17 protein-coding genes and 1 pseudogene are annotated in these 18,833 nt (G+C 63.9%); 4 read left to right on the forward strand and 14 right to left on the reverse strand.

The window, feature by feature from the left end:
• Positions 1–59: 59 nt before the first annotated feature.
• From BN4332_RS31895 to BN4332_RS35785, 4 genes are all read right to left on the reverse strand, one after another.
• Positions 60–3,893, reverse strand: coding sequence for an FtsK/SpoIIIE domain-containing protein (locus tag BN4332_RS31895; RefSeq protein WP_066904196.1), 3,834 nt, complete (start codon positions 3,891–3,893; stop codon positions 60–62).
• Between the two features lie 60 nt (positions 3,894–3,953).
• Positions 3,954–4,358 carry a hypothetical protein gene (locus BN4332_RS31900; protein WP_160110984.1) on the reverse strand — a complete coding sequence of 135 codons (405 nt, stop codon included), beginning with the start codon at positions 4,356–4,358 and terminating at the stop codon, positions 3,954–3,956.
• Positions 4,359–4,458: 100 nt separating this feature from the next.
• Entirely contained in the window at positions 4,459–5,979 is a 1,521-nt protein-coding gene (gene eccB / locus BN4332_RS31905) for a type VII secretion protein EccB (protein WP_066904202.1), read from the reverse strand.
• Between the two features lie 213 nt (positions 5,980–6,192).
• Entirely contained in the window at positions 6,193–7,896 is a 1,704-nt protein-coding gene (locus tag BN4332_RS35785) for an EspK C-terminal domain-containing protein (RefSeq protein ID WP_494337824.1), read from the reverse strand.
• Positions 7,897–8,394: 498 nt separating this feature from the next.
• Between BN4332_RS35785 and BN4332_RS31915 the strand changes: the two genes are divergently transcribed.
• Positions 8,395–8,652: a hypothetical protein gene (locus BN4332_RS31915; RefSeq protein ID WP_160110985.1), complete on the forward strand. Its 258-nt coding sequence runs from the start codon at positions 8,395–8,397 to the stop codon at positions 8,650–8,652.
• A gap of 44 nt (positions 8,653–8,696) precedes the next feature.
• On the opposite strand, the gene BN4332_RS35790 is transcribed toward BN4332_RS31915, so the two are convergent.
• The 10 genes and pseudogenes from BN4332_RS35790 to BN4332_RS31960 form a co-directional block, all read right to left on the reverse strand.
• Positions 8,697–9,284: an Rv2240c family protein gene (locus BN4332_RS35790; protein WP_494337788.1), complete on the reverse strand. Its 588-nt coding sequence runs from the start codon at positions 9,282–9,284 to the stop codon at positions 8,697–8,699.
• A 340-nt stretch (positions 9,285–9,624) separates the two neighbouring features.
• The gene (locus BN4332_RS31925; RefSeq protein WP_074133271.1) at positions 9,625–10,098 is read right to left on the reverse strand and encodes a hypothetical protein; all 474 of its coding nucleotides are present in this window, start codon (positions 10,096–10,098) and stop codon (positions 9,625–9,627) included.
• A gap of 396 nt (positions 10,099–10,494) precedes the next feature.
• On the reverse strand, positions 10,495–11,415 hold the full coding sequence (locus BN4332_RS31930) for a hypothetical protein (protein WP_066904217.1): 921 nt from the start codon (positions 11,413–11,415) through the stop codon (positions 10,495–10,497).
• 4 nt (positions 11,416–11,419) lie between these two features.
• Positions 11,420–11,770: a YbaB/EbfC family nucleoid-associated protein gene (locus BN4332_RS31935; RefSeq protein ID WP_066904220.1), complete on the reverse strand. Its 351-nt coding sequence runs from the start codon at positions 11,768–11,770 to the stop codon at positions 11,420–11,422.
• Positions 11,767–12,927: a hypothetical protein gene (locus BN4332_RS31940; RefSeq protein WP_235654365.1), complete on the reverse strand. Its 1,161-nt coding sequence runs from the start codon at positions 12,925–12,927 to the stop codon at positions 11,767–11,769. Before BN4332_RS31940 ends, BN4332_RS31935 begins: the two co-directional genes overlap by 4 nt.
• A 342-nt stretch (positions 12,928–13,269) precedes the next feature.
• Positions 13,270–13,527: pseudogene (locus BN4332_RS35265) on the reverse strand (PE domain-containing protein); the annotation flags it as partial.
• A gap of 33 nt (positions 13,528–13,560) precedes the next feature.
• A complete protein-coding gene (locus tag BN4332_RS31945; RefSeq protein ID WP_066904226.1) occupies positions 13,561–13,854 on the reverse strand; it encodes a DUF2694 family protein in 294 nt (97 codons plus the stop codon).
• Between the two features lie 11 nt (positions 13,855–13,865).
• A complete protein-coding gene (locus tag BN4332_RS31950) occupies positions 13,866–14,174 on the reverse strand; it encodes a type VII secretion target (protein WP_066904229.1) in 309 nt (102 codons plus the stop codon).
• 34 nt (positions 14,175–14,208) lie between these two features.
• The gene (locus BN4332_RS31955; RefSeq protein WP_066904232.1) at positions 14,209–15,831 is read right to left on the reverse strand and encodes a DUF4226 domain-containing protein; all 1,623 of its coding nucleotides are present in this window, start codon (positions 15,829–15,831) and stop codon (positions 14,209–14,211) included.
• A 110-nt stretch (positions 15,832–15,941) separates the two neighbouring features.
• Positions 15,942–16,244, reverse strand: coding sequence for a hypothetical protein (locus BN4332_RS31960; RefSeq protein WP_066904236.1), 303 nt, complete (start codon positions 16,242–16,244; stop codon positions 15,942–15,944).
• A 72-nt stretch (positions 16,245–16,316) separates the two neighbouring features.
• On the opposite strand from BN4332_RS31960, the gene BN4332_RS35270 reads away from it, so the two are divergent.
• From BN4332_RS35270 to BN4332_RS31975, 3 genes are all read left to right on the forward strand, one after another.
• Entirely contained in the window at positions 16,317–16,517 is a 201-nt protein-coding gene (locus tag BN4332_RS35270) for a plasmid mobilization protein (protein ID WP_160110987.1), read from the forward strand.
• Between the two features lie 88 nt (positions 16,518–16,605).
• A complete protein-coding gene (locus BN4332_RS31970; RefSeq protein WP_235654366.1) occupies positions 16,606–17,124 on the forward strand; it encodes a hypothetical protein in 519 nt (172 codons plus the stop codon).
• Between the two features lie 407 nt (positions 17,125–17,531).
• A complete protein-coding gene (locus BN4332_RS31975) occupies positions 17,532–18,698 on the forward strand; it encodes a helix-turn-helix domain-containing protein (RefSeq protein ID WP_235654367.1) in 1,167 nt (388 codons plus the stop codon).
• Positions 18,699–18,833 lie beyond the last annotated feature (135 nt).

Genomic DNA, 18,833 nt, shown 5'->3' on the forward strand with positions numbered 1-18,833 from the left:
GTAGTTGATCGACCCGTTCCTGATCGACGAGTTTGGCCAGCCTCCTGGCTGCGTGTGCATTAAATGTCACCGGGGCTCGCCTCCGAGATGGCGATCTGCATCGGTGCGGTAAAGCGATCCCCGACGTAGATACCGCGACCGGCCGGCATCTTGCTGGCCTTCACACCCCCGAGGATCTCCCCCTCACCCTTGCTGCCGCTCATGACCACGCCAGGTGCCTTCATTCTCAACAGTTCACTGATGACCGGTGATCCGGTGGCCCGCATCCAATCGGTGATCCGGCGGCCAACGATCACGTGCAGGCCTACCTCGCGCGCAATCGGTAAGTAGGGAACCAGTGGCTGCAACGGGTGCCCCGCCATCGAGAGGTTTCCGCCGCCCCAGCCGTGAACCAGTTCTTCACGATCGATAATCACGAACGTCTGGCGGCCCTTCCATTCGATACCCGCGGCGATCTGCGCCTGCGTCATCTTTTCCGAAGGTTTGCGCTTCTCGAGTTCGGCGGCCAAATGAGCCGCCATACTGCGGACCTGGTCTTGGCGATGGACATAACCTTCGTGCCGTTCCCCCGGAACCTCGGGCGCTGCTTCGACGGGCGGAGCCGTCGCCGCACCAAAGTTGGTGGGAATACTCAAATAATCCGGCTGGCTCGTCGCTGGTAGATCTTCATACGAGCCCAAGTGCGGCCCATCGACCACGCCCGCCAGCTTGGTCTGCGGATCGACAACGAAAATCTCGACCTCGGCGGGATCGAACACCCGCATCAATGCCCGAGCCAACGTGCGCAACGCCGTCGTAGTGCCGCTCTCCGGGTCTCCCGCGATCAGCAGGTGCGAGGCGCGCAGGAAATCGATCACAGCCGGGCGCAGCCCGACCTCGGAAATGCCGAACGGAACAAGCTGACCAGAAAGCTGCCCATTCTTTTCAGCCTGAGCGAACACCGCATCGAGTGTGACCCGGCCGGGCAGCAGCCGCAGCTTCGCCTCCGAACCGGCCGCGCCCATGTAGCCCGACACTGCCTCGATGGCCTCGTCGATCTCCACCACGCGTCCATCAATTGTGACCTGGGGCAGTGCTGTCTGAAAGTGATAGCCGGCCATGGACGTACCGCGGCCGACAATCATCACCTTCTCCGACTCGGCGGCCTCACCGAGTTCGCCGGCACCTCCCAGCGAGGCGACCCCGGATTCGTCCTCGACCTCATCGGGATCCCGCTTGCGCTCAACCTCCCCCTTGGGGACCTGCTTGGCCACCTCCAACTTGTTGTGGGTGAGCTGATCGGATTCTTGGTCCAACTTCAGCTCCACGTTCGAACTGAACAAATTCGACATGCCCGACAGCAGCTTTCCGTTGATCCACCCTCCGGCCGACAGGATCACGTGAACGCCGTACGAGCGGCCCTTGGTCATAATCGACACGACCCGGGTCAAGGGCGTGACGACACCGTTGTCCTCAAACTGCTCCCGGAACGTCGCCCAGCCGTCAAGCACCAGGAATACATCGCCGTACGGATCGTCGGGCACCTCGCCCTGCTTGCCGCCGAACTTGCGGTCCCGCCATTCACGAAGCCCAATCCCCAGCTCCCCGAAGGCGCGTTCACGGTCATCGATCAACGCTTCCAATTCACCGAGCGTGCGCAGCACACGCTCGCGTTCATTGGCCCGCGCGAACGAGGCCACATGCGGAAGGCGCTCAACAACATTGATGTCTGAACCGCTGAACGCCAGGACGAAGAACTGGACCCGCTGCGGCGTATACATCATCGCCGCACCAGCGAGCATGGTGGCGATCGCCACCGTCTTTCCAGCCCCGCCCACCCCGAGCACACCACAGTTGTCGTTGAGCAGGTTCAGCGCATAGACCCGCTGTGCATGCTGAAAAGGCCTGTCCTCGATGCCAACCGGGAACAGCAGATCGGGATTCTGACCGTAGTCGACATGCCACGGCTTGCCCCGCAACCGGTTGACCAACTCCTCCACCGGCAGCGGCGCTAGCGGAGGAAGCCAGCGGCGCCGCTGCGGCGGCATGCCGGCGGTCTGCTCCTGCAGCGCCTTCGTGGCCACTTGAACATCGCGCAGCTCACGGCCATCCGACCCGACGATCACATCCGGCTCGTCGTCGCGGACCTTGCTTGGGACATTGGCCGGTGCGGGCGCTGCAATCGGCTCCATCCCGGTCAGCAGGAATTCACGGGGCGGCGCGTAGCCGGACTTCGTGCGGACTTCCTCGGTGGCCACCACGCGCCGCGGCCGGTGGTAGGTGCCGGAAACATAGGCTGTCTGATACTTGATCAGGTCCTTGCCGGGCACGAGCAGGTATCCCGCCCCGCCCGGCTTCTTCGGCAGGTACTTGGCCTCCTCGACGCCGATGACCTTGCGGGAATCAGCGGCATCCAATGTGCGCAGCGCCGAACGGATCGGCACGTTGACCATGATGCCGCGATCCATCTCGTGCCCCAGGCGCTGCGAACCCATCAGCAGGCGCACCCCGAGCGCGCGGCCCTGCCGGCCGATCTCGTCACAAACCTCCAGTGCCGGAGGGCATTCCAAGAACATCTGGGTGAACTCGTCGATGATGAGTAGCAGCGTCGGCATCGGCGGCAGCGGTTCGCCTTTGTGGATACGGCGGTACTCGTACTCGGCGGCGTTACCCACCCGGGCCCGACTGAGCAGGCTCTTGCGGATCTCCAACTCGCCGTAGAGCACATCGCACATACGATCCATCCACAGCGAATCGTCACGCAGATTGTTCTGCGCAGCGACCACATGCGGCAGATGCTCGATGGCCTGCGCCGTGGTGGCGCCCTTGAAATCGAAAAACATAATGTTGAGCATTTCGGGCGAATGCGTCAGGCAGGCCGACAAAATCAACGTCGTCCAGAACTCCGACTTGCCCGACCCGGTGGTGCCCACCAACACCATCGCGGTTCCGTCACCACCGTCGCTGTCCTCCTTCATGTCGATCGCGACGACGTTGCCGAAATCATCACGGCCGATCGGGAAGCGAAGCCACTGATCGCCCCACGGACTGTCCTCAAAGCGCGGACCAGATCGGGTTGGGCTCCACAGTCGTTGCGTATCCAGCCGAGCGAAGTCCTCAATGCCCAACAGGTCGTCCAGCCCCAGCGTTTTGGCTGTGCTCTCAACTGTCGTGCGAACGGTCGCATCCGGACGCCACCGAGCCATCCGACGGGCGATCGTGCGTGCCGCACTCTCACTCATCTGGTCAGGCACCGCGAACCGGGAGTCTCCGTAACGAATCAGTTCAGGACTGACCACATACGTTGCGCGGAACTCCAATCCCTCTCCGCGCTCAGCAGCCAGGCGCATAAACGTCACACCCGCAACGCCGTCGGCCCGCGTAACCGTCTGCCACTCCCCCTGATCGATGCTCTTTTGGTCGTTGATGACCAACCAGTGCGGCATCGCCGTCGAATCCTTGGCGAACTTCTCACGCTGATTGTGCAACTCTTCACCCATCGCCGCGTTGAACGCAGCGACCGAAGTCCACACCAAGCGCTGCGACCCACCGGTGTCCAACAACGTCGAATGCTGGCAGTGCGGCAACCATTTCAACCACGACTCCCAACGCGAGACATCGTCGGTGATGACCATCACCTTCAAATCGCTGGGGGCATGAAACATCGTGGCTTGCAGAACAATCGACCGGACCAACGCATATACCGCGTCCATATGACCGTTCTCGCCGACCAGTGCCAGGCCAGGCGTAGAACGCAACGCCACCGGCTTGGCGATTCCACGCACTTTGCGTTGAGTCCCCAAAAACCCGCTGATCGCCTGATACGTGGTCGGCTCGTAGTCCGACGACCGACCCAAGGTCGGCAGCCCTTCAAACTTGCGCGACAGATCGCTGTTGCCGACTCCGAACCGCACAACACCGAACGTCGGATCCAACGAGGAGGGACGCCTCTGCTCCATTTGAGTTGCCACTTCTCAGCTCTTCCTGCTTCGTTCCCACATCCGGTCTGAACCCACCAAACCCAACAACTGGTTGGGCTCTGGATGCAGATACTTGAACTGGTTGAACTGGGCCTCGGCCGCCGCATGTACTTCGTCACGCAACTCGTCGAGCTCGTGAAAATACTCGCGCCGTCGGTCCTCCATCTGGGCCGGCGTCAGCTGCTGGTTTTCTCCCACCCCACCAAACCGGTTGCCCGCGAACATGTACACCATCGAGCCGATCATCATGATCGGAAACAGCAGCGAGAACACCGCCATCGGACCCTGTCTCAGCCCTGGCTGCGACATCATCAAAGCGATCATCCCGATCACCGCCAGCCCCACGACCGCCGGAAGAATGATCTGAATCTTCGTCCGCGGTATCGGCCGGGGAGCCACCAACGGCTCCAACGACGTCGGTACATGGATGGCTGCGCTACTGACCCCACGAGGCAGCTTAGGCTTCGGCCCAGGATTAAACCGCAACGTAGACACCGATCTACCCTCCCTGATTCGCTTGAGCCGACTGCGGCTTGAGTGGCGCCATCGCCCCGTCGAGCGAATCGTGTGCTGTAGTGGCCGCCCGCTGCGACAGCTCCGGACCTGAAGGCCATACCTGAAGCATCGCCCACGGCGCCGAACGCACACCCAGAAGTTCGGGACCGCTACCCGACCCCCCACCGCGAGCAAGGCCCAGTGCCTTGAGACTGTCGCCGTCGAACGGCACGCCGAACCGCGTACCCGAATCCGATATGAGCCAAATCGTCTGCCTACGCGTCGAATCCAGCGCCGACCCCGTCGCTGTGACAAAGGTCGCTGGATCATCGCTCAACAGAACCTCGTTGGCCTGAACACCATCACTACCACCACCGGCCAACGGCACCAACTGACCTTGTTGATCGCTACGGATCGGCAACCTGCGCCCCCTGATCACATGCGACTGAGCCTGCCGATCTCCCACCTTGAACTCCCATGCCACACACGCAACCGGCACTGCCGACCCATCAACGAGCTGTACCGGTCGGGACGGATAGAAGTCCACGTCGAGCACCTGACGGACCGGTGCCTCCCCCAACTGATCCGGCGAGACCTTCGGCGGCGTCGCCGCACCAAAGGAATCCTTCTGCCGCAACATCCCCGCGACCACCGGTGAGATCCGCTGGACGCCATCGCCCAACACCACAAAGAAACTGTCCTCGCCCCCGGTCACGTCCTGACTCGACACCACAGAACCGGTCACCAGACCAGGCGCCCACTGGAAGCGCGTCGGCGCGCCGGCGTTCGGAACTGGCGGAACCACCAACGGACCAGCCGCAGGCAGCGCATCAAACAATGCCCGCGACATGACCTGGACAGACGCGCCAGGTTCGATCCCAAGGGCCGAAGTCACCGCCCGATCGCCCAGATCGATCGGCATTCGCATGTCGTTATGAACCAGATACGTCACACCATCGAACGACAGCAGCAGCGCCTCATCCGCACCCAGCGAATCGGCGCCATCACCCAGCGTCAGTCGACCATCGATCCCAGTCACCACCGGCGCACCCGCCATCGTGTTCGATGCGGTATCGCACACAGCCCACCGCGAAGTCTCCGGCGATACGATCCTCGGCCGGTCGACGGGAGCGCCGACAATTCCGACCGTGGGACCCTTGGGCCACTTCGCCAGCTCCGCAGGATTGACGTACTTGGGTTGCGCCGGCTCACCGGCAATCAATTGCGCCGACACCAAATTCAGCGCGGGATGCAGTCGACCATCAATGAACACGTACAACGCCGACGACTTGCGATCGGCCACGATCTTCGTCGAATCGTCGATCTGACCGGCTGGCCGGAACCAACCGACCACCAATCCGCCGATCACCAACACGACACCGATAATCACAGACAACATCAGCAGGACGCGCTGCAACCGCATCTGATCAACTTCCATCTTGACCGAGCGCCGAAGAAACGCGAATGCGAGGCGCCGCCGCAAGAACCAATGCCCGCTTACCTGCGTCCGTGTCGCCAGGCCCATACCGCGTCCCGCGCGGCTCGACTCTTGGGCCGGCGGAACCCACGGACCCCCGGACGGGCGCTGCTCAGATGACCCTTGATTCCCCACCACGTTCCGGACGCTACCGCTACCGCGGACGCAAGCGCTACAAGTGTGTCCAAACTTGACGCGCAGTTTTTTCAAACGCCGCCAATATCGGCTCCGAACACCGCTCGGCACTACTCACAGCGCTCATCAATCCATGTCTTCCTCAACAGCGCGCAGCGGCTCGCTCAGGATCTCGCGCACATCAAGGCCTCCAGCCGCTGCGGCGTAGACCATGTCCGCCAAGGGAAGCGGTGCCCTCGACCATCCATGCATCACTTCCATCGCCCTTGCTGCAGTCCACTCGACGCGGTACTGCTGGTGAGTCGACGCCGGAACGTCCTCAGGGCGGAAGTCATCGTCCATGCCGCCGGGGCATTTCGCGCCCACCAGCATGTAGAAGTTCCTGCACGCCGTCCCATACGACTCCCACATGGGGGAATCTTTCTCCCGGTTAGCCCGCACTACAGCCCACGCTTCACGCAGCTCCTGCGGGTACTCACCAACCTGTTGCATTACTGACATCACCGCTTGGGTGAACGGAAACATCACACGCTCCTGCAGTGTCGATGAACCGGTACCGCTCACCTTCTCAAGTCGGTCATAGAGGTCGGGATACTCCAAAGCAAGACGATGCACATGCATGTCATCGAGACCGGGCGGCGCCCAGTCCGCCGGCACACCCACCGGCCGATACCCCTCATACGGATTGGCCGCGACATACTCAACCCCGTGACTACGGAACGCATCAACGCGTCCCGTCGTGGCTGCCGCCACCAAGGTCCAGTCATCCCCACGCCGCAGCGCCGCATACTCAACTAGAACCCGTGCCGGGTCAGACCATCCGAACCACAACGCTCGGAAGCTACTGTCCACCAAGGGATCAGCTACAAGCAACCGCACCGACCGAGGTAGATACACGCCCTCTGGAATGTAACCAGACCCCTCACTGCTGATCACAACGGTCTCCGAGCCAGTCGACGAGCGGAAAATACCGACCGCCCAGGCCAGCGGATACTGCCGAACACCACACGCACTCGCCAACTCCCACGCCAGCGCACCTGCCTCAAGCGCATCACGCGACAGCGATGGCCCGCGTTTCGCCGCACCAGCCGCAGGAGTAGCCATAGTCGCAGGGACCAGAGTCGGCGCTGCAGCCGAACCAGAACCACCAGCGGCCGCCGGACCAGATCCACCCGCACCCGAGGTCGAAGCCGGAATCGTCGCTGGAGTCGAACCTCCAGGCGACACCACACCACCCGGCGCTGCCGGCGCACCCATCCCTGGCGCGGGCATCATCATGCCGCCACCAGGCGAGCCAGCACCCACGGCGCCCGGTGCGCCGGATGCCACCGGCGGCACCACCTGCGCCGGTGCGTGAGCCCCAGACCCCGCCAACCCAGCAGGAGACGCCGACGGTGCAGGGCTCGCCCCAGCAATCGCAGCGCCACCAGTCCCCGGACCAGCAGAAGACGTGGCCGGTCCCATCATCGACGGCGGCGACGACATCGGCGACACAGCATTGGCAACACCCGACCCGGCCCCCATACCCCGAGCGAGAGCCGCCGACGGATCACCAATCCCCGACCCGGACAACCCTGCCGCCGACGGCCCCCCGCCAGGAACCCCAGTCAACCCAGAAGCCGGCGACGCCCCAGACAACCCGCCAGCTCCAGAGGACAACGACGACAACGGATTACCGCCACCCAATCCAGACAGACCACCAGGGAGACCGCCCCCACCGCCTCCACCGCTCGGCAGGCTCCCCAGCCCACCCGGCATACCAGCGCCGCCCATCTTCGATGAAGACGAACCCGGTGTTCGACCCATGACACCGGCCGGACCGGGCGCCATCGGTACAGCCGGGGAACCCTGCGCGTTGGGACCCGTGTCTCCGAGCGCATCCGGTGGTGTCCGTGGGGTGGTTCCGGCGCCACGCTCCGGCGTAGCGCCGGTGCCGCCGTCGCTCCCACTCGTTGACGGCCCCCCTTGGCCTCCGGTTTGGCTCTGTGGCGTGTCGGTGTCGCCCTGTGGCTTTCTCGTGTTCTGCGGCTTAGGGATACCGGCTTGGTCCAAGGGCGCAGGTGCAGTTCCAGGCCCCTCAGTAGGAAGGTTTGCCAAGCGCCCGGATAGCGCTGCGTAGTCCGATCCGTGTTTGGTCTCGTTATATGTGCGGTACGCCTCCACTGCAGCCAGACCGTTTGTATAAGAGGCACGAGCGTCGCCATGCCAGCGTGCGATGATGGTCTCTCGGTCCAACGTTGTTTTCGCAGAGGAAAGTTCGTTGTGCGCGCTGGTGTCGTAGTTCTCATAGGCACTTGCGACGTCACGCAGTACGCGCGCCACATTCTTATGCAGTTCCTGCTGCCCGCGGACCCACGCCGCACCGCGCTGGTAATCAGCGGCCAGCTCCTGATTGCGCTGATGGCCCTCATTGAACCCGGGCGAATCGGCGGCCCCTTCACGCTGAGCGTTGGCCACGGAAAGTTGTTGGCGCGCCGCATCGAGCTGATCGGCGATCTGGCCGTAGCGCGCGGCTGCGGCTTCCATAGGCTCGGCGGGCGGCGCCTGGATATCAGGCGTAATGATCCGGTGCGAGAACGGACGTAGGTTATTAGTGCTCGCCACGAACCAGCTCCCCCTCGACTCAGTGATTACGCGAAACCGCAGAGCTTGTTCACGGTTTCAACTGCTACGTTGGCCCTTTCGATGGCCGCGTCTACCTGAGAGCCCATCCGGCGCATAGCAGCTTCTTCTTGATCGACCGTGGCGACGAGATAATCGTGAACGCCCGCTGCAATGTCTTGTGGTGTAGCCGAGCCGACCTGGCTTTTTAAGTACGCTATTTGGACCAACGCGGTGCGTGCTTCAACGCCTCGTGCATCCATTCTTTCGAGGTTGTCCCATCCAGGCGGCGCGTCAGCGACAGCATTGCTGGCTCTGGCCATAGCCTCAGAAGACGAGAGCCATGCGGTGCATGCCCGGTCCTTGGCTGCTGCGGTCTCGGCCGCGCTGTAGACGGGGGCCGGGGGCGGAACGATCACAGTGTGCTGGGCCGGCACGTCCGGCAGGATGAGCCCGACCGCGCTAACCGCAGCCGCGAGTGCGCAGACCACTAGAGCGGACCCGGCCGCTACCAACCCGGCACCTCGCCGAGGCCGGTTAACGTCCACGCCACCGCGACGGTCATCTGCCGGTGGCGGTGTCAGGCTTATCGGCCGTTCAGGTGCATCGATACTCATGTCGCCACCGGGATCACTGTCAGGGATTGACGATTCGACTCATCGGTCTCAACCGCGGCTGTGACTGCCTCACAGTTCTTGCGAGAGATGCGGCCACCGCGCGTGGTTATAGCCAAGAAAACGGTCTGTAGCCGAGCCTCGCCGGTTGCAGATATCTCCGCGACCGACGCCCACCCAGGGAATACCGCGGAAGTGGCGGCTGAGGCGCCCGACGCGGCGCCCCCCGTTGCGCCCGCAGCCACAGCCATCGCACCCGTTGCGACAGTTACTCCTGCAGTCGTAGCGTTCGCGGCGGCCACCGGTTCTGGCTGCAGTTCGAGATGGCGTTGAACGGAAGGCATTAGCGGCAGACCTCATCGAGTCGATCGCCCCAGCGGACAACTTCGCTGCGGAGCTTGTCGAGCTGGTCGTTGGGGAGCTCACGGGTGTAGGCGTCCCCCAATGCAATCCAGGAGTCGATGTAGTGAGACGTTGCCTCTTGGACATCGGCCGGAGTGGCCGGCGGGGTGTGATTGCGCATGTACTCGATCTCGATCATCAAAACCGTTGAAAAGGTCGAGAGCGCCCCGGCATGTTCGGGTGAAACGCGGTTGCCCAACGTCGCAGTCAGTTCCCTGTGTACGCCGCCGAGAGGTTGATCCACGCTTACGCTCGCGTCGCAGGCTTCCCTCTTCGCCGCGGCGATCTGGTCCGGGCTGTAGTTCGGTGGTTGCGCCGTCACTGTGGTTGTGGTGGGCGCCGGAGCCGGTCGTGTCAGATTGATCGCCGTCATGACGATCGCGGCGATACCGAGCACGCACGCCGCGGCGCTCATGGCCAACACCCAGCGGCTCCCGCCCCGGCCGCTGCGCTTATCAGCCTCAGGCAGTGGTCCCGGAGCCGTCTGCGGCGAACCAGGCGGAGCCGCCGGTGGTTGCGGTGCCGGTGCGGCCGGCTGGGTGAGGGTTGCACTGGGCCTCGCCCATGCTGCATCGGGACCGGGCGCAAATGCCTGTCCGTGCTGCTGCGGGTGCGGCTCACTCACCTTCTCAGCCTAAACCGCAGCGCAGACATGCGGCTACAAGTAAGTCCGCATCCGAGTAGACATGCCTTCCGCAAATGCTCTACCAACCCATCGCCGGCTAATCGGGCAGATCGTCGTGCCGGTAATGTTCGCGCCGATATTCCGCTCCAACTGGAGCGCTCAGCAAATGGCAGCGACCGTCGGCGTTCACGCTAGCGTCAGCCACATCCAGCGCTCAGGTGAACGGCGCCGCATGGCGTGCACAAATCCGTTGAGTCCTCCGTTGAATCTGGCGATCACCGGCAATCGATCGCCTCCCTGGTGTACGGCAGCATCCAAGATATTGTGCTTTGACAGGCGTTCGCTGGTGCTCCCGAACTGTGCCCCGCACTCTTGGCATACAAACGGCCCGAAGACGACGGGAGTGTCTGGAGCGTCAACGTCAACAAAGTGCGCTCGCTTGAGATGCTCGTTGGTGATGACATGTGGACCGGTGTCGAGGTCAACGTGGTCGAGGATCTCGAGCACTTCATCGGCAGAGGCGTACCAACCCGGCAGCCCTGGCTTCCACAACGCACCGTCGTTGCTGTACTCGCTCAGATCCATCCATTTGGGCAGCAGTGCGACGTAATCGTCGGTGACTCCGAGCCCACGCATCTCCTCCGAGACCTGGACGGTGCCGTCGGCGGCGTGCGTTTCTTCCCACAGCCCGTAGTAGCGGTAGGGCCAGCATTGTTCGTTCTGCTGGCGCCGGTCGAGTACTACTGCGCGGTCGATGACGGCGGTGATGATCAGCGGGTGTGCGCTGGCGGTGTAGACGCTGCCGATTTTGGGATGGTTGAAGTCCGGATCCGGTTCGAGCTGGCCTTGCGGCTCGACGCTATACACGTCGCCGGGAATTTCATGTCCGTCTTCGTTGACGTAGCGGGCGGCATAGCCTCTCGCTGAGCCCAGATGGGTGGTGCAGTACACCAGGTCCGGGCGATATTTGGGTTTGGTCATCGCGCGCAGTCCCGGAGAGTGTTCGTAGGCGCTGGTGTAGTCGAAGCCCAGATGGGCTGCGGGATAGATGATGTCGCCGGGTTGCTTGCCGGGAATTCCGCCGTGGTACAGCCGAGTTTCGGACATCGCGTCAAACCTCGTCGAGCTCGTCGTCGTACTCCTCGGCGATCGTGATGGGCACTGCGGCATGTTCCTCGGCGGCTGCTGTCACAGCCGATTTCAGGGCGGTGTTCAGCAGTTCCTCAAGGCCCTCGTGGGTGTATCGAACCGTGCAGCCCTCGGCCAGCGACAGTGAAACCAGTCGTCCTCTGGCGTCCACGGACAGCTCAACATCGCCGTCCCCTGCGGTCACGTCAATGCCGATACTGTCCCATTCGGCGCGAAGTTTGCTCAGCACGTTGCTGATGCGCTCGACACGCTGAATCATCTGTCTGCTGAACTCGGCGTCGGCTTCGTAGCCTGGGTATTCGTAGACGGTCACGATTCGTCGCCTTTCGGCAGATCAATGCGTCGGCGACGGGTGACGGTGACCGCGGTCGTCGGAGTGGCTTTGACTTCTGCTGCCCTCTTCTGTTCGCCAGTGGGGTCATCAGCTTGCTCGGTGTGACGTCGTGGTACCTGGCCCTTGACCATCTCCGAGTTTGGCTCGGTGGGCAGGTGAATGGACTTGTCAGGTTCCTTGACGGGCCGCGCTCCCCCGCCGCCACCACCCATGCCGGCGCCCGCCATCGGCGGCATCATCATCGGCATGCCGCCCGCTGCTGGTCCGGCGGCCGTCGCGCCGACCGCAGGCGCCGCGGCGCTGTTGATCGTCGGTGTAGGACCGGCAGGTCCGCCCATCGCGAGCATGTTGCCGCTTGCGGGCGACAGGGGGCCAGGTGCTCCACCGGCGGGTTCGGTTCCTCCACCGCCGCCTCCAGAGGACAAGCCGCCGAACGAGTCGGGTTCCAGTCCAGATGTGTCGAGTTCGCCGAGTTCGGGTTCAGCCAGTCCTTCAGTCAATCCCTGTACCGCTTGGGTTGCTTGGGATGCAGCCGACTGGACCTGCTGTCCGATGGCCGACGGGATGCTCGTCACTGCGCCGAGCGCACCACCCAACGCGCCGGCCAGCATCGTCGGCAGCATCGCAGCCATCGGTGCCATCTGGCTCATCATGTCGCCCTGTCCTTGTCCAGCCAGGGCGGGATCGCTCGTCGGCAGACCGTCTGATCCCAGCTCTGCACCCGCGAGCGCAACGTCGTCACCGGGCACCGCGGCGGCAGCTGCGTCGTCGACATGTTCACCGACCGCGGGTGATTGGCCGACTGATGCGGGGTCGCCGTTGCGGGCACCGGGATCGGTTTGACCGACCACCGGCTTCACCGGTGGCGGGGGTGGCGGCGCGGCGGGCAGTTCCCCTAGGTGGTAGTTCGCCGAGGCGATCCCCGCTCCGGTGTTGAGCGCCGCCAACTCGGTCTTGAGCTGTGTCACCACGCCCGAATATGCACCTGCGAAGCGGGCGTTGAGCGTCGTCGCGTTGGAGAGCTCGCGTTCCTTGTTGGTGAACGCCGCAGTGCGAGGGGTGTCCTTTTGAGCTGTACTGAACCGCTCCCGATGGCCGCTGGCGGCCTGAGCGACCGTCGTCGCGTGGTCTCCCATTCGGTCTGCCCAGTTGGCAAATCGCGTCAGTGCTGCCGCCAGCTCAGGGCCTGTCTGGCCGTGAACTGATTGCTCGACAGCGTTGACCGCTGAGCGGGCGGCGCTGGCCGTTTGACGGAAACCCGCACTGTAGCGGCCGCACTCGGTCACGAACGATGTTCCGGCTTCGCTTTGGCCGCTTTCCATGATCGCGGCCTGGACCTTGCCGGGCCGGGCCGCTGTCGGAACGATCGGCACATCCGGCGCGACGGCATTCGCCGTGACCGCGGGATTCATTGCCGCAGTGACCCCGCCGCGGGCTCCAGATTGAAGGCTAGACAGGGACGCGGCGTTCTCCCGGTCCATATCGGTGAACACGCGCGCTACTTCGTTGACTGCCTGGACAGCTGATTGCAGCACCTGAGCCCCGTCGGCTGCGCGGGAAGCCATCACAGCGCCATGCTCGGATAACCGTGCGGCAGCTGACGCCGAAACTTCATCGCTGGCCAGAGCAGCATGTGCTGGCGGTGTGGCCGCTAGGGCAACCAAGGTTGATGCCGCTGCGGCGAGCTGACTCGACGCACCCGCCAGGCCTGCATCGTTGGCATATAAGGCCACCATCGGGCGTGTCCCCCTCTCCCCGGTTGGTTTCGGCTAGAAGTCGATCGTCTGCTGATACTGGCGCACCTGCTGCTCAGTTGGGAGCTGCGGAAGAATTCCCTCCACGTGATTGGCGGCCATCTCCTGCCGGAGTGCCAACTGCGAGCGCAGGTAGGCCAACGTGTTGAGTCGCACGATACGGTTGGCGAGCTCATCGTCGGTCAAGTCCAATGCCGGGGCTTCCAGCTGAACAGCGAGAGTGTTCCCCGAGCGGCCCACACGCACAATCACCGATTCGTCTCGGCTGGCCGCCTCAAAAGACTCCACTCGGGTGGTTGCATCAAGCACTGCGCATAACCTCAATCAGTGCGGATGGTCAGATTGCTGACGTTCTCAGCGGTCATGTTGTCGAATGCGGTAGCCGCATTGCGCAGCGCCGACGCCAGCTCGCGGTTCTTGTTCTCCTCGGTTTGCAGCGCCTGCTCCCGCTTATTGATCGCTTCCACAGCGGCACGCCGTGATTCGTGAAATAGCGGGCCCCAGCTTTCGGTTTCGGTGACCGCACGCGAATGCTCGGCGCGGGCATCCGCGCACTGCTGCGCTACTTTGTCGTAGTAGATCGCGGCCTGTCGCAAATCGTCCGCAGAAAACTGCAGGTTCACACTCATGAACTTACTCCTGACGGGTGGGGGTTGGATTCACTCACTTTGGTGGGCTGGGTGAGGTAGCGGACGCGGCGACCACCGGCTGAGCCTGGGCGGTGGCCTGTGGCCGCTCCCAGCCCAGGAACGTCGACCCGAAGTCGATGTCCTCCAGCGGCACCGCTCTGCCGTTGGACCACACCTTGTCGTTGCCCAGCGCCATGATGCGGTGATCAGTGAACTGCCCAACGTCGCCGAGAATCAACCGGGACTGACTCACCGCGTTCGTGGTCACCGGGGCACCGGCCGGGGACAGCGTCAGATTGGCGTCGCGGTAGGCCTGTTCGAACGGAGTGCCGCCCACCACCGCCCGGCTGGCTTGGGCTACCGCTGCAGTTTCTGCGGTCACCGGATTCTCAAAGCCGGGCACCTTCACGCTGAGATCGTCGGGTGCGGGTTGGCTCGCGCCGGCCGGAGTGACCTGTCCGCTCTGGGCCTCCGGCGCGCTCGGGTTCGTCGCTGCCTGTGGCCCGGCGGGATTGGGTTGGTTTCCTTCGCCGACCGGCGGGTCCTTCAACTCGCCGTGCTCGTCCTTGTCGCCCTTCTCATCGCCGGGGGCCTCGGCCTTGTCGCCAACTGGTGGATCGGTGAGTGGATCCGTGGACTCCGCTCCGGCAGCCTTCGCATCGCGAATAGCCGATCCGATCCCAGATCCGATGTCACCCAACGGAAGTCCGCCACCCATCGCGCCGCCGCCACCACCGAACGGCATCATGCCCCCGAGCATGCCCGGCAGTGATCCCAGCGCACCCATGCCAGGTCCGAGCATCGAACCCAAGCCCGACATCAGGGGATCCGATGCCAGCCCGTCCAGCAGCGGATCCTGCTCCAGACCGGCAGCTCCTGCGCCCGACTCACCGGCGGCTGGAGCGCCGGCAGGTCCAGCTCCCGACGCGGGCTGGCCGGTGCCGCTGCCAGTTTGGTTCTGCTCACTGGGCTTATCGCTCGACAGCGCCTCGTAGCGAGCAGCCAATCCGTCCAGGACCGCGCCGTGAGACGCCGAATCCAGACCCTTGGACTTCAGGACGCCGTTGATCTCATCGGTCTTTCCCTGCAGGAAGCTCGCCAGCTGCTCCTGGCCAGCCGGCGTATCCAGTGTCGGACCGAGCTTTTGGACTTGATCGATGATCGACTTCTGCAGCTCACCGAGTTTGGCCTTGCCCTCGGCGCTGGAGTCCTGCGCCTTCAGCAGCGCGTCGATGAGTTTCTCATCGGCCTCGTTGAGAGCTGTCCGGTTCTTGGCCAGCGCCTCGTCGAGACGCTTGGCGACCTCAGCCGCGGCACCGGTGAGCTCAGGGTTGCTAGCCGGGCCGGCCTGAGGAGTGGTCTCCGCCGGCGGGGTGATCGGCGGCTTGCCCGACGGTGCCGGTTGGTCCCCGCCAGGTGGCGGGGCATCAGCACCGGTTTTCAGCGGTGGCTGCCCCATCCCCTCCAACGCCTTGTTGATCACCGTGATCGACGACGTGTCGGGGTCAATCCCCATGTATTTCAACTGCGCTCGCTGCTCGGGGGTGAGTTCAGTGGCCAGCGGCATGTCGAACCGCGGCGACTGGGGGGCTGCGCCAAGTACCTGGGAGATGCTCCCCACGAGATCACCGACGATGAGATCAGGCCAAGCGGTCATAGGCGGGACGATATGGCGTGGCCACTGCCGATTTCCAACAGTAGCTCCACATTCGCCGCAAAATTGGCCGCTGGACGACCCACTGGCGTTGTGCGCGGCGCATCGTCGAGCTACCAGGCGGTCTGTGCGGCCTCGGCGTCGATGGCGTCGATCGCGGTGGTGATGATGTCCCAGAGCGGACTGTTCGTACGCACGTAGTAGACGCGGCGGGAATCCTCCGGATGCTCGATATCGAGCATCCCCAACTGCACCAACCGATTCAGCTCTTGGGTGACATTGCTCGACGACGCATGCTCGATGTCGCGCGGCTCGGACTGGAAGAACCGGCCCTTGGGGTGGCGCAATACCCACGCCGCGACTGCGAGTCGGCACTTGCGGCCGAACAGCAGTTCGCTGACGTGTGTCGTATCCACGGCTTCCAGTATCTACCCTCTACTATCTAGAATCTAGGTAGTAGATACTGGATGTTCGGGAACGGAGCGAGGATGACCACGGCCACCCCAGCCCCACAGCGGCGGTCGCGTGCCGGCTCAGAGACCCGGCAGCGCGCAGCCAAGATCGACGTTCGGTTTGACGACGACGAACGCGCCCTCATCGACCGGGCTGCGGCAGCTTCTGGCCTCAAACCTTCCACCTACCTGCGCATTTCGGCCCTAGAGCGGGCCGCGGCCACACTCGCCAGCTAGCACCACGGCAGGTTCGCGCTAGCTGGATGCGCGGTCGGACCGCGTGTCGGTGCGGTCAGACCGCGCATTTGCGTGTCACCATGCCAGCATGAGCGAGTCACACGACGCGGACGTTGACGATAACGATCCGATTGCGACATCCCGGCGTGTCACTGGCTTTTCCAGAAAACCTACGGGCAAGATCAGCCGCATGGCTGGATCAAATCGGGGGCGGCCGTCCCTTGGCGAACGCGCCACTGTGACCGCCACCTTGCCCATGACTGTTCGCAAAGCAGCCGAAACCGCTGCCCACGACCACCACATCGACCTATCGCCCTACCTGGCTGATCTCATCTGCTTTCACTACGGCCATCCTGAACTGATGCGGCACCTGTCTCAGGCGATTCTTTCCGACAGCCCAAGTCGCATCAGCGATCTCACCGTCGACACCTTCGGCCGCCATGTGACGATCCGGCTCCCCCTGCCGGTGGCCGAGCTCGTCGAATTCGAGGCCAGCGACCGCGCCGTCGAACGCTCAACCCTGCTCGCCGACATCGTCTGTCTGCGAATGGGTTTCCCCGGATTGATCCGCGCTCTCGACAAGGAGGTCATGCCACTGGCGATCTGACGCCCAGAGCACACCGCCATCCTTTTCTGTCTTGGTCGACAGCGGTGCGCCTGACAACTTCATAGCGCGGATCTAACCCCATAACGACGAAAACCCCCGGTAAACCCGAGGGTTTTGTCTGAACCGAGTTGGCGCTCGGTTCGGGGGTGCATCCGCACCGAAATCCCCGAAGGGACTGTCTGGTGGACAGGTCTCACGGTAGCGCATTGCCGTCCTTCGGTCTACTGCGCACGCACCGTGTTCAACACTTTTCAACACGGGGTGTCGACGTTTTCGACGTCGCTGCTTCCGTGTCCGCTGAGGTCGATCGCTCCCGTCCGATCTCACCCCGACCAGCCACTTATCGTGGCTGCAGTCCGACGCGCCGCCGCCGTGGCATCGTCCGGACCACACGCACAGCCGACGTTGTGCGGATTCGACGGGCACATCGCGCGCTCAAGCGTGCGCTGCCACCCCCGAGCTCCTTCGTCAACCTGGAGCTGGAGGCCGACGCCTACGCCGGCGTCGCGTGCTGGAGCGGTGGACATTCCAGATGGGCTCACCTGACCGTCCCCATCGCCTACGAGCTGCGCTACGCCGCCATCCGGCCCCAGATGTGCAACGGTGGGATCGACAAGGAGAAGCTGGTTTTGGTGGCCGCGGCCATGGCGCGGTTCGCCGACTTCGACACGGGTCGCAACTGCCGGCCGAGCAACACTCAACTCGCCTTGTGCACATGCCTGCCCGTACGCACGATCCAGCGGGCCCGTGAATGTCTGCGGCTCCTCGGCGTGGCCACCGAGGTCCTGCGTGGCCGCCAGCGCACGTACACCGAGCGCATGGCGTCCTGGCGGATGGGCGACCGACACCGTGGCTGGGCATCGGTGTGGGCGCTCCACGATTTTGCGCTGGTCAACAAGGTTATCCACAGCTTGTCATCCCACCTGGAACGGTCTCACCTAAGCACCACAGTCCCCTCTAGTAAGAGAACACTCACTACCCACGGGCGCGCAGAGCGCACCCGGCAGGCGCGCGCTTCGCGCCGCCGAGCTCCAGACAAGGAAGGTCTGCGCCTTGCCACGCTATGGAGGGCATCTCCCGGTGCCCCACCGTGGTGCCAGCGCTACTCAGCCGACAGTTGGGCCGCGATGCTGGCCGCCCCTGCAGCCGCCGGATGGAACGCCCGGGATCTCACACAGCTGGTGCGGGACTGGCTCGGCTCCGGCCGGCGCATATCCGACAGGCCAACCCGCCCCATCGCCCTTTTGGGAACGCTGCTTGCATGGCATCTCAGCCATAACACGCTGTTAGACCGGCCCGCCGCGCTCGACGAAGCACGTGAGGCCGCTGAACTGGCGGCCGCGGCCGCGCGCAAGGCGAATCAAGCAGCCTCACACGCTGCCTTCCTCGCTGACCGTGAGCAGGCCCGTGCTGCTTTGTCCGGTGAAGGTCGGGCGTGGGCACGACGGGAAGCCGCGCGGCTGGCACAACAAAGCGCAGCCCGCCGCACGGAGGCCGCCCGTCGCGAGGTCGAGCAGCGCACAGCACTACTCGATCAATCGAAACTTCCGCTTCAGTGCGACCGCCCGTCATGAGTTTTCTGGAAACGGCCAGGCCCGCGGCCAATTTCCGGGACAGCGCGCGTACTTCGCCACCCCGCTCCCCCACCACCAACCGTCCTCTTCTGAGGTTGGGCCACTGGGAGGCGGCCCCAACCTCAGAAGAGGAGC

The sequence above is a fragment of the Mycolicibacterium houstonense genome, assembly GCF_900078665.2.
Classification (GTDB): Bacteria; Actinomycetota; Actinomycetes; order Mycobacteriales; family Mycobacteriaceae; genus Mycobacterium; species Mycobacterium houstonense.

What these genes read in the sequence shown, in the direction of transcription:
- eccB (WP_066904202.1), bottom strand. Translation starts at nt 5,979, where the DNA reads ATGGGCCTGGCGACACGGACGCAGGTAAGCGGGCATTGGTTCTTGCGG.
- BN4332_RS35785 (WP_494337824.1), bottom strand. Translation starts at nt 7,896, where the DNA reads ATGGCGCCCGGTCCGGCCGGTGTCATGGGTCGAACACCGGGTTCGTCT.
- BN4332_RS31915 (WP_160110985.1), top strand. Translation starts at nt 8,395, where the DNA reads ATGCAGTTCCTGCTGCCCGCGGACCCACGCCGCACCGCGCTGGTAATC.
- BN4332_RS35790 (WP_494337788.1), bottom strand. Translation starts at nt 9,284, where the DNA reads ATGAGTATCGATGCACCTGAACGGCCGATAAGCCTGACACCGCCACCG.
- BN4332_RS31925 (WP_074133271.1), bottom strand. Translation starts at nt 10,098, where the DNA reads ATGAGCGCCGCGGCGTGCGTGCTCGGTATCGCCGCGATCGTCATGACG.
- BN4332_RS31930 (WP_066904217.1), bottom strand. Translation starts at nt 11,415, where the DNA reads ATGTCCGAAACTCGGCTGTACCACGGCGGAATTCCCGGCAAGCAACCC.
- BN4332_RS31940 (WP_235654365.1), bottom strand. Translation starts at nt 12,927, where the DNA reads ATGGGAGACCACGCGACGACGGTCGCTCAGGCCGCCAGCGGCCATCGG.
- BN4332_RS31950 (WP_066904229.1), bottom strand. Translation starts at nt 14,174, where the DNA reads ATGAGTGTGAACCTGCAGTTTTCTGCGGACGATTTGCGACAGGCCGCG.
- BN4332_RS31955 (WP_066904232.1), bottom strand. Translation starts at nt 15,831, where the DNA reads ATGACCGCTTGGCCTGATCTCATCGTCGGTGATCTCGTGGGGAGCATC.
- BN4332_RS35270 (WP_160110987.1), top strand. Translation starts at nt 16,317, where the DNA reads ATGACCACGGCCACCCCAGCCCCACAGCGGCGGTCGCGTGCCGGCTCA.
- BN4332_RS31970 (WP_235654366.1), top strand. Translation starts at nt 16,606, where the DNA reads ATGAGCGAGTCACACGACGCGGACGTTGACGATAACGATCCGATTGCG.